The organism is Photorhabdus bodei, assembly GCF_003287735.1.
GTDB classification, from domain to species: Bacteria; Pseudomonadota; Gammaproteobacteria; order Enterobacterales; family Enterobacteriaceae; genus Photorhabdus; species Photorhabdus kayaii.
The window spans coordinates 15,878-27,706 of record NZ_NSCM01000031.1 but is presented as its reverse complement, the minus strand read 5'-3'; the positions used below and the strand labels follow the sequence as shown (position 1 = coordinate 27,706).

Here is an 11,829-nt window from a genome sequence, read left to right as displayed (position 1 = left end):
TGAATAGATGGCAATAGGATCTTTCCTGCTGGTTGGTGATAAAACAACCTGCGGCGGACAGATTATTACCGGTGACCACACCATTTATTACCGGTGGCCACACCATGACATTTAATGGACGTGCGACCGCTCGTGAAAGCGATAAGGTTACCTGCGGCAAACCTCCCGATACTTACGTGATTGTTGGTGGTGTATCCGATGTGTTTGATATAGGGCGTTTGTTGGTTGCGTTCACTTACCCCGGTCACATAGTTAGCTATGCTCCCGGGGATTCGTTCCCTTGCCGTCGCGATGCATCTTGAAATCCATAGGGTATATATTGTTTAAAAAATAATGAAAATATACCAAGAATATTCATTATATTAATTGTTTTGTAAATTAATCATCAATATAAGTAAATATTAATTCCAAATAATTATATAAAGGTAAAGTTATTTTATTGTCTGTATTTTGTTTTTTAATGTAAGCAAGTTTTGTGATTTATTATATTTTTCCTCACACATCATCACTGTGTATAGCGCCTTTAGAAGGCAGGAGGACCTGATGTTCTAAAGGCACATGTTTGATCTGGTCCCTCTCTTATACATAACGATGGTGATTATTTTTTTGCGCGAAAAAATCTGTTTCTCATGATAAACCTCAATTCAGGAGTCCGTATGAATCAACTCGCCAGTCCCCTGATTTCCCGCACCGAAGAGATCCACAACTTACCCGGTAAATTGACCGGCCTTGGTTATACCTCAGTGTTTGATGTGGTACGTATGCCGCGTGAGCGTTTTATTCGTGAGCATCGTGCTGATCTCGGGCGCAGTGCTGAAAAAATGTATGACCTGGCAGTGGGCTATGCTCATCAGGTGTTACACCATTTTCGCCGTAATTCTCTTAGCGAGGCTGTCCAGTTTAGTTTGAGAAGTCCGTTTTCCGTATCAGGTCCGGATTACGCCAACCAATTCCTTGATGCAAACACGGGTTGGAAAGATAAAGCGCCAAGTGGATCACCGGAAGCCAATGATGCGCCGGTAGCTTATCTGACTCATATTTATCAATTGGCTCTTGAACAGGAAAAGAGTGGTGCCAGTACCATTATGAATACGCTGGCGGAGCGCCGACCTGATATCGGGGCTTTGTTGATTAATGATAAAGCGATCAATGAGGTGATACCGCAATTACAATTGGTCAATGAAATTCTGTCCAAAGCCATTCAGAAGAAACTGAGCTTGACTGATCTGGAAGCGGTAAACGCTAAACTCTCCACCACCCGTTACCCGAATAATCTGCCGTATCATTATGGTCATCAGCAGATTCAGACAGCTCAGTCGGTATTGGGTACTACGTTGCAAGATATCACTCTGCCACAGACGCTGGATCTGCCGCAAAATTTCTGGGCAACGGCAAAAGGAAAACTGAGTGATGCGACTGCCGGTGCTTTAACCCGACTGCAAATCATGGCGAGTCAGCTTTCACCGGAGCAGCAGAAAATCATTACGGAGACTGTAGGTCAGGATTTTTATCAGCTTAACTATGGTGACAGTTCGCTTACGGCGAACAGTTTCAGCGATATGACTATATTGACTGGCCGAACAAGTTTGACTGTACCCCAAGTAGAACTGATGTTGTGTTCAACTGTCGGGGGTTCTACGGTGGTTAAGTCTGATAATGTGAGTTCTAGTGACACGACAGCGACGCCATTTGCTTACGGTGCCCGCTTTATTCATGCCGGTAAGCCGGAGGCGATTACCTTGAGTCGCAGTGGTGCGGAGGCGCATTTTGCTCTGACGCTTAACAATCTGACCGATGACAAGTTGGACCGGATTAACCGCATCGTGCGCCTGCAAAAATGGCTGAATCTGTCCTATGAGGATATTGACCTGTTGGTGACTTCTGCTATGGATGCGGAAGCAGGAAATACTGCGCTGTTGATGAGTAACAATACGCTGCGTATGTTGGGGGTGTTCAAACATTATCAGGCGAAGTACGGTGTTACCGCTAAACAATTTGCTGGCTGGCTGCGCGTGGTGACTCCGTTTGCCATTACACCAGCAACACCGTTCTTAGATCAGGTGTTTAACTCCGTCGGCACCTTTGATACACCGTTTGTGATAGATAATCAGGATTTTGTCTATACATTGACCACCGGGAGCGATGGGGCGCGTGTTAAGCATATCAGCACGGCACTGGGCCTTAATCATCGTCAGTTCCTGTTATTGGCGGATAATATTGCCCGTCAACAGGGAAATATCACGCAAAGCACACTCAACTGTAATCTGTTTGTGGTGTCAGCTTTCTACCGTCTGGCTAATCTGGCGCGTACATTGGGGATAGATCCTGAGGCTTTCTGTGCCTTGGCGGATCAATTAGATGCAGGTACAGGCATCGTCTGGCAGCAACTGGCAGGGAAACCCGCCATCGCTGCACCGCAAAAAGATTCCCCGCTGGCGGCGGATATTCTGAGTTTGCTGCAAGCGTTAAGTGCGATCGTTCAATGGCAACAACAGCACGATTTAGAATTTTCAGCACTGCTTTTGCTGTTGAGTGACAACCCCACTTCTACTTTGCAGGGCACTGATGACCAATTGAACTTTATCCGTCAGGTGTGGCAGAACCTGGGCAGTACGTTTGTGGATGCAACATTGTTATCCCGTAGTGGTGCGCCATTAGTCGATAACAACGGTCACGTTATTGACTGGTTTGCTCTGTTCTCGACAGGCAATAGCCCGCTTATCGATAAGGTTGGTTTGGTGACTGACGCTGGCATACAAAGTGCTATAGCCACTGTGGTCAATACACAAAGCTTATCTGATGAAGATAAGAAGCTGGCAATCACTACTCTGACTAATACGTTGAATCAGGCACAGAAAACTCAACAGGGCGTGGCTGTCAGTCTGTTAGCGCAGACTCTGAACGTGAGTCAGTCACTGCCTGCGTTATTGTTGCGCTGGAGTGGACAAACAACCTATCAGTGGTTGAGTGCGACTTGGGCATTGAAGAATACCGTTAAGATTGCGGCCGATATTCCCGCTGATTATTTGCGTCAATTACGTGAAGTGGTACGCCGTTCCTTGTTAACCCAACAATTCACGTTGAGTCCAGCGATGGTGCAAACCTTGCTGGACTATCCAGCCTATTTTGGCGCTTCCGCAGAAATAGTGACCGATATCAGTTTGTGGATGCTTTATACCCTGAGCCGCTATAGCGATTTATTGCTCCAAGTGGGTAAAGCTGGTGGTACCGAAGATGATGTACTGGCCTACCTGCGCACGGCTAATGCTGCTATGCCGTTGAGCCAAGCTGATGCTGCACAGACGTTGGCAACGCTATTGGGTTGGGAGGTTAACGAGTTGCAAGCCGCTTGGTCGGTATTGGGCGGGATTGCTAAGACCACACCGCAACTGGATACGCTTCTGCGTCTGCAACAGGCACAGAATCAGACTGGCCTTGGTGTTACACAGCAACAGCAAGGCTATCTCCTGAGTCGTGACAGTGATTATACCCTTTGGCAAAGCACCGGTCAGGCGTTGGTGGCTGGCGTATCCCATGTCAAGGGCAGTAACTGAGCATGGCAGAAGCTTACTACCTGAGTGGATTTGATTTTTCCGTATGGCCCAATGAGGCTATTTCTAAACCGCCATTTAAGTAAGGCAGATAATTATGTTATCGACAATGGAAAAACAACTGAATGAATCCCAGCGTGATGCGTTGGTGACTGGCTATATGAATTTTGTGGCACCGACGCTGAAAGGCGTTAAAAAACAACCAGTGACGGTGGAAGACTTGTACGAATACTTGCTGATTGACCCCGAAGTGGCCGATGAAGTTGAGACCAGTCGAGTCGCTCAAGCCATTGCCAGCATACAGCAATATATGACTCGTCTGGTCAATGGCTCTGAACCGGGGCGTCAAGCGATGGAACCTTCTACCGCTAACGAATGGCGTGACAATGATAGCCAATATGCTATCTGGGCTGCGGGGGCTGAGGTTCGAAATTACGCTGAAAACTATATTTCTCCCATCACCCGGCAGGAAAAAAGCCATTATTTCTCGGAGCTGGAAACGACTTTAAACCAGAACCGACTCGATCCGGACCGGGTGCAAGATGCTGTTCTGGGGTACCTAAACGAGTTTGAAGCAGTGAGTAATCTGTATGTGCTCAGTGGTTATATTAATCAGGATAAATTTGACCAAGCCATCTATTACTTTATTGGTCGCACTACCACTAAACCGTATCGCTACTACTGGCGTCAGATGGATTTGAGTAAAAATCGTCAAGATCCGGCAGGGAATCCGGTGACGCCAAATTGTTGGAATGATTGGCAGGAAATCACCTTACCGCTGTCTGGTGATACGGTATTGGAGCACACAGTACGTCCGGTGTTTTATAACGACCGGCTGTATGTGGCTTGGGTTGAAAGAGATCCGGCAGTACAGAAAGACGCTAATGGCAAAGATATCGGTAAAACCCATGCCTACGGCATAAAGTTTGGTTATAAACTCTATGATGATACTTGGACAGCGCCGAATACCACCACGCTGATGACGCAGCAATCAGGGGAAAGTTCAGAAACACAGCGATCCAGTTTGTTGATTGATGAATCGAGCACCACATTGCGTCAAATCAATCTGCTGGCTACCACCGATTTTAGTATCGACCCGACGGAGGAAACGGACAGTAATCCGTATGGCCGTCTGATGTTAGGAGTGTTTGTCCGTCAATTTGAAGGTGATGGGGCCAATAGAAAAAATAAACCCGCTGTTTATGGTTATCTCTATTGTGACTCAGCTTTCAATCGTCATGTTCTCAGGCCGTTAAGTAAGAACTTTTTGTTCAGTACTTACCGTGATGAAACAAATGATCAGAACTGCTTGCAATTTGCGGTATACGATAAAAAGTATGTAATTACTAAGGTTGTTACAGGTGCAACGGAAGATCCGGAAAGTACAGGATGGGTAAGTAAAGTTGATGACTTGAAACAAGGCACTACCGGGGCCTATGTGTATATCGATCAAGATGGCCTGACACTCCATATCCAAACCACAACCAATGGGGATTTTATTAACCGTCATACGTTTGGATATAACGATCTTGTATATGATTCTAAGTCTGGTTATGGTTTCACGTGGTCAGGAAATGAAGGTTTTTATCTGGATTACCATGATGGAAATTATTACACCTTTCATAATGCAATAATCAACTACTATCCGGCTGGATATGGTGGTGGATCTGTTCCTAATGGAACGTGGGCGTTAGAGCAAAGGGTTAATGAGGGATGGGCTATTTCCCCTCTGCTTGATACTCTCCATACTGTTATTGTGAAGGGCAGTTATATCGCTTGGGAAGGGGAAACACCTACCGGTTATAATCTGTATATTCCAGACGGTACCGTGTTGCTAGATTGGTCTGATAAAATAAATTTTGCTATTGGTCTTAATAAGCTTGAGTCTGTATTTACGTCACCAGATTGGCCAACACTAACCACTATCAAAAATTTCAGTAAAATCGCCGATAACTGCAAATTCTATCAGGAAATCAATGCTGAGACGGCGAATGGGCGCAACCTGTTTAAACGTTACAGTGATCAAACTTTCAGACTTGCCAGCGGTGCGACCTATTCTACAACTTATACCTTGTCCGAGGCGGATTTCTCCACTGATCCGGATAAAAACTACCTACAGGTTTGTTTGAATGTTGTGTGGGATCATTATGACCGCCCATCAGGGAAAAAAGGAGCTTATTCTTGGGTCTGTAAGTGGTTTAACGTCTATGTTGCGTTGCAAGATAGCAAAGCTCCGGATGCCATTCCTCGATTAATTTCCCGTTACGATAGCAAGCGTGGTCTGGTGCAATATCTGGACTTCTGGACCTCATCATTACCCGCGAAAACCCGTCTTAACACCACCTTTGTGCGTACTTTGATTGAGAAGGCTAATCTTGGGCTGGATAGTTTGCTGGATTACACCTTGCAGGCAGATCCTTCTCTGGAAGCAGATTTAGTGACTGACGGCAAAAGCGAGCCGATGGACTTTAACGGTTCAAATGGTCTCTATTTCTGGGAATTGTTCTTTCACCTGCCGTTTCTGGTTGCTACACGCTTTGCCAATGAACAGCAATTCTCACCGGCACAAAAGAGTTTGCATTACATCTTTGATCCAGCGATGAAAAACAAGCCACACAATGCGCCAGCTTACTGGAATGTACGTCCGTTGGTTGAAGGACACAGCGATCTTTCTCGTTATTTGGGCGACTCTATAGACCCAGATACTCAAGCTTATGCCCATCCGGTGATATACCAGAAAGCGGTGTTTATTGCCTATGTCAGTAACCTGATTGCTCAGGGAGATATGTGGTACCGCCAATTGACTCGTGATGGTTTGACTCAGGCCCGTGTCTATTACAATCTGGCCGCTGAATTGCTAGGGCCTCGGCCAGATGTGTCGCTGAGTAGCACTTGGACGCCGCAAACCCTCGATACTTTGGCAGCCGGGCAAAAAACGGTTTTGCGTGATTTTGAGCACCAGTTGGCTAATAGTGATACCGTTTTACCTGCATTGCCGGGCTGCAATGTTAGCTACTTGAAGCTGGCAGATAATGGCTACTTTAACGAACCGCTCAATGTTCTGATGTTGTCCCACTGGGATACGTTGGATGCACGGTTATACAATCTGCGTCATAATTTGACCGTTGATGGCAAGCCGCTTTCGCTGCCGCTGTATGCTGCGCCTGTTGATCCAGTTGCGTTGCTGGCTCAGCGTGCTCAGTCCGGTACCCTGACGAATGGTGTTAGTGGTGCCGTGTTAACAGTGCCACCGTACCGTTTCAGCGCTATGTTACCGCGGACTTACAGCGCCGTGGGTACGTTGACCGGTTTTGGTCAGAACCTGCTTAGCTTGTTGGAACGTAGCGAACGGGCCGGTCAAGAAGAGTTGGCGCAACAGCAACTGTTGGATATGTCCAGCTATGCCATCACGTTACAACAACAGGCGTTGGATGGATTGGCGGCGGATCGTCTGGCGCTGCAAGCCAGTCAGGCGACGGCGCAACAACGTCATGACCACTATTACACCTTGTATCAGAACAACATCTCCAGCGCGGAACAACTGGTGATGGACACTCAAACGTCAGCACAATCCCTGATTTCTTCTTCCTCTGGTGTACAAACTGCCAGTGGGGCACTGAAAGTGATCCCGAATATCTTTGGCTTGGCTGATGGTGGTTCGCGCTATGAAGGGGTAACAGAAGCGATTGCCATCGGGCTGATGGCTGCCGGACAAGCCACCAGCGTGGTGGCCGAGCGTCTGGCAACCACGGAAAACTACCGTCGCCGTCGTGAAGAGTGGCAAATCCAGTACCAACAGGCACAGTCTGAGGTCGACGCATTACAGAAACAGTTGGATGCGTTGGCGGTGCGCGAGAAAGCGGCTCAGACTTCCCTGCAACAGGCGAAGGCACAGCAGGTGCAAATTCGAACCATGCTGACTTACTTAACGACTCGTTTCACCCAAGCGACTTTATATCAGTGGCTGAGTGGTCAATTATCCGCGTTGTACTATCAAGCGTATGACGCTGTGGTCTCTCTGTGTTTGTCCGCCCAAGCTTGCTGGCAGTATGAATTGGGTGATTACGCCACCACGTTTATTCAGACCGGTACTTGGAATGACCATTACCGTGGTTTGCAAGTGGGAGAAACTCTGCAACTCAATTTGCACCAAATGGAAGCGGCATATTTAGTTCGTCATGAGCGCCGTCTTAATGTGATCCGTACTGTGTCGCTCAAAAGCCTATTGGGTGATGATGGCTTTGGTAAGTTAAAAACTGAGGGCAAAGTTGACTTTCCATTAAGCGAAAAGCTGTTTGACAACGACTATCCGGGGCACTATTTGCGCCAGATTAAAACCGTGTCAGTGACACTGCCGACGTTGATCGGGCCGTATCAAAACGTGAAGGCAACGCTGACCCAGACCAGCAGTAGTACGCTGCTCACAGCAGATATCAATGGTGTTAAACGTCTCAATGATCCGACAGGTAAAGAGGGGGATGCGACGCATATTGTCACCAATCTGCGGGCCAGCCAGCAGGTGGCGCTCTCTTCTGGCATTAATGATGCCGGTAGCTTTGAGCTGCGTTTGGAAGATGAGCGCTATCTATCGTTTGAGGGCACGGGTGCGGTCTCCAAATGGACGCTTACCTTCCCGCGTTCGGTGGATGAGCATATTGACGATAAAACATTGAAGGCGGATGAGATGCAGGCCGCACTGTTGGCGAATATGGATGATGTACTGGTGCAGGTACATTATACCGCCTGCGACGGCGGTGCCAGCTTCGCAAACCAAGTCAAGAAAACACTGTTTTAAATTAACTTTTAACTAAGACTTCCCACTCTGGTCGCCAGAGTGGGAGAGGATCTGTCATATCTAAAATCAATCTTGCGATCTTTCTCCATTTCATTGGAAGGGAAGCTTTAAAACAAAATAAAAGGAATATGATATGAGTACGCCTGATACTGCTCTTTATACTCAAACTCCAACAGTCAGCGTGTTAGATAATCGTGGCCTGTCCATTCGTGATATCGGTTTTCACCGTGTTGTGATTGGCGGGGATACTGACACCCGCGTCACCCGTCACCAGTATGATGCCCGTGGATACCTGAACCACAGTATTGACCCACGCTTGTATGATGCAAAGCAGGCTGATAACTCAGTAAAACCTAATTTTGTCTGGCAGTATGATCTGGCCGGTCATGCCTTGCGGACAGAGAGTGTCGATGCTGGTCGTACTGTTGCATTAAATGATATTGAAGGTCGTCCGGTAATGACGATGAATGCGACAGGTGTTCGTCAGACTCGTCGCTATGAAGGTAATACCTTGCCCGGTCGTTTGTTATCTGTGAGTGAACAAGTTTTTGATCAGGAAACTTCTCAAGTGACAGAGCGCTTTATCTGGGCCGAGAATACCACTGCGGAGAAAGCGCATAACCTCTCTGGTCTGTGTATACGCCACTACGACACGGCGGGCGTTACCCGGTTGATGAGTCAGTCACTGGCGGGTGCTATTTTATCCCAATCTCACCAATGGCTGGCAGAAGGGCAGGAGGCTAACTGGAGCGGTGACGACGAAACTGTCTGGCAGCGGATGCTGGCAAGTGAGGTCTATACAACACAAAGTACAACCAATGCCATCGGGGTTTTGCTGACCCAAACCGATGCGAAAGGCAATATCCAGCGTCTGGCTTATGACATTGCCGGTCAGTTAAAAGGCAGTTGGTTGACGGTGAAAGGCCAGCGTGAACAGGTGATTGTTAAGTCTCTGAGCTGGTCAGCCGCAGGTCATAAGCTGCGTGAAGAGCATGGTAACGGCGTGATTACGGAGTACCGTTATGAACCGGAAACTCAACGTTTGATGGGTATCACTACCCGGCGAGCCGAAGAGAGTCAATCAGAGGCGAGAGTATTACAGGATCTCCGCTATAAGTATGATCCGGTGGGGAATGTCATCAGTATCCATAATGATGCTGAAGCCACCCGCTTTTGGCGCAATCAGAAAGTGGAGCCTGAGAACCGCTATGTTTATGATTCTCTGTATCAGCTTATGAGTGCGACAGGGCGTGAAATGGCTAATATCGGCCAGCACAGCAACCAACTTCCCTCACCTGCTATGCCTGTTCCTGCCGACAACAGCACCTATACCAATTACCAGCGTACTTATAGTTATGACCGTGGCGGTAATTTGGTTCAAATCCGACACAGTTCACCCGCGACTCAAAATAGTTACACCACGGAGATGACCGTTTCAAGCCGCAGTAACCGGACGGTATTGAGTACATTAACGACAGATCCAACCCAAGTGGATGGGCTATTTGATGCCGGCGGTCATCAGAAGACGTTAATACCGGGGCAGAATCTGGATTGGAATATGCGGGGTGAATTGCAGCGAGTAACATCGGTGAGCCGCGAAAATAGCAGTGACAGTGAATGGTATCGTTATAGCAGTGATGGCGTGCGGCTGCTAAAAGTGAGTGAACAGCAGACGGGCAACAGTACTCAAGTACAACGGGTGACTTATCTGCCGGGATTAGAGCTGCGCATAACTGGAGTGGCAGATAAAACAACCGAAAGTTTGCAGGTGATTACGGTAGGTGAGGCGGGGCGTGCGCAGGTAAGGGTATTGCACTGGGAAAGTGGTAAGCCGACAGATATCGACAACAATCAGGTGCGCTACAGTTACGATAATCTGCTCGGCTCCAGCCAGCTTGAATTGGATAGCGAAGGGCAGATTCTTAGTCAGGAAGAGTATTATCCGTATGGCGGCACCGCGGTATGGGCAGCGAAAAATCAGACAGAAGCCAGCTACAAATTTATTCGTTACTCCGGTAAAGAGCGGGATGCCACCGGATTGTATTATTACGGCTACCGTTATTATCAGCCTTGGGTGGGCCGCTGGTTGAGTGCTGATCCGGCGGGAACCGTGGATGGGTTGAATGTGTACCGGATGGTGAGGAATAACCCCATCACATTGACTGACCATGACGGATTAGCGCCGTCTCCGAACCGAAATCGGAATACATTTTGGTTTGCTTCATTTTTGTTTCGTAAACCTGATGAGGGAATGTCTGCGTCAATGAGACGGGGACAAAAAATTGGCAGAGCCATTGCTGGCGGGCTTGCGATTGGCGGTCTTGCGGTTGCCATTGCTGGTACGGCTGGCGCGGCTCTCCCTGTCATTCTGGGGGTTGCGGCCGTAGGTGCAGGGATTGGTGCGTTGATGGGGTATAACGTCGGTAGCTTGCTGGAAAAAGGTGGGGCATTACTCGCTCGACTCGTACAGGGGAAATCGACGTTAGTACAGTCAGCGGCGGGCGCGGCTGCCGGGGCGAGTTCAGCCGCGGCTTATGGTGCGCGAGCACAAGGTGTTGGTGTTGCATCAGCCGCTGGGGCGGTAACGGGCGCTGTGGGATCATGGATAAATAATGCTGACCGTGGGATAGGTGGCGCTATTGGGGCCGGGAGTGCGGTAGGCACCATTGATACCATGCTGGGGACTTCCTCCACCCTTACACATGAAATCGGGGCAGCGGCGGGTGGGGCGGCGGGTGGGATGATCACTGGTACGCAAGGGAGTACTCGGGCAGGGATCCATGCCGGTATTGGCACCTATTATGGCTCTTGGATTGGCTTTGGTTTAGATGTCGCCAGTAACCCCGCCGGACATTTAGCGAATTACGCGGTGGGTTATGCCGCTGGTTTGGGAGCGGAAATGGCTATCAACAGAGTAATAGGTGGTGGATTTTTGGGTAGGCTCTTAGGCCGGGCTGTCAGCCCATATGCCGCCGGTTTAGCCAGACAATTAGTGCATTTCAGTGTAGCCAGACCTGTCTTTGAGCCGATATTTAGTGTTCTCGGTGGGCTTGCTGGTGGCATTGGAACAGGCCTGCACAGAGTGATGGGAAGAGACAGTTGGATTTCCAGAGGGCTAGGTGCTATCGGCAGTGGTATAGATAATATTGCTGGCATGATTGGTAATCAGATCAGAGGCAGGGTCCTGACCACCACGGGGATCGCCAATGCGATAGACTATGGAACCAGTGCGATAGGAGCCGCACGACGGGTTATCTCTTTGTAGTCAATATATTGAGTAAACATTGCCAGAAATCTCCATCCAATATTGGGCGGAGATTTCGAGGCAGGATGCGGTTACTTTTATACCCGTTATCTTTCAAGTTGCCTCTTTGTTGGCGGCACTCACTCACCCCGGTCACATCGTTATCTATGCTCCCGGGGATTCGCTCCCTTGCCGTCGCGATGCATCTTGAAATCCATAGGGTATATATCGGAAACAAT

General features: G+C 48.5%; 4 protein-coding genes and 1 pseudogene. 4 read left to right on the top strand and 1 reads right to left on the bottom strand.

Translation table 11 applies throughout. The features are described from left to right. Window positions 1-7 precede the first annotated feature (7 nt). The 4 genes and pseudogenes from CKY02_RS15815 to tccC all read left to right on the top strand — a co-directional run. Window positions 8-224 (top strand): annotated as a pseudogene (locus CKY02_RS15815) (PAAR domain-containing protein); the annotation flags it as partial. A gap of 432 nt (window positions 225-656) precedes the next feature. Further along, window positions 657-3,554: an insecticidal toxin complex protein TccA gene (tccA, locus tag CKY02_RS15810; protein ID WP_162120373.1), complete on the top strand. Its 2,898-nt coding sequence runs from the start codon at window positions 657-659 to the stop codon at window positions 3,552-3,554. A gap of 94 nt (window positions 3,555-3,648) precedes the next feature. Further along, window positions 3,649-8,346 (top strand): insecticidal toxin complex protein TccB, encoded by a 4,698-nt coding sequence (tccB, locus tag CKY02_RS15805; RefSeq protein WP_112896036.1) that lies wholly within the window; start codon window positions 3,649-3,651, stop codon window positions 8,344-8,346. Window positions 8,347-8,479: 133 nt separating this feature from the next. Next, window positions 8,480-11,611 (top strand): insecticidal toxin complex protein TccC, encoded by a 3,132-nt coding sequence (gene tccC, locus CKY02_RS15800; protein ID WP_112896035.1) that lies wholly within the window; start codon window positions 8,480-8,482, stop codon window positions 11,609-11,611. On the opposite strand, the gene CKY02_RS24760 is transcribed toward tccC, so the two are convergent. Further along, entirely contained in the window at window positions 11,598-11,828 is a 231-nt protein-coding gene (locus CKY02_RS24760) for a hypothetical protein (protein WP_167405319.1), read from the bottom strand. The genes tccC and CKY02_RS24760 overlap by 14 nt on opposite strands. Window position 11,829: the final 1 nt, after the last annotated feature.

Excerpts from the sequence above, each read along its gene's own strand:
- tccB (WP_112896036.1), top strand. The coding sequence starts at position 3,649 with ATGTTATCGACAATGGAAAAACAACTGAATGAATCCCAGCGTGATGCG.
- tccA (WP_162120373.1), top strand. The coding sequence starts at position 657 with ATGAATCAACTCGCCAGTCCCCTGATTTCCCGCACCGAAGAGATCCAC.
- tccC (WP_112896035.1), top strand. The coding sequence starts at position 8,480 with ATGAGTACGCCTGATACTGCTCTTTATACTCAAACTCCAACAGTCAGC.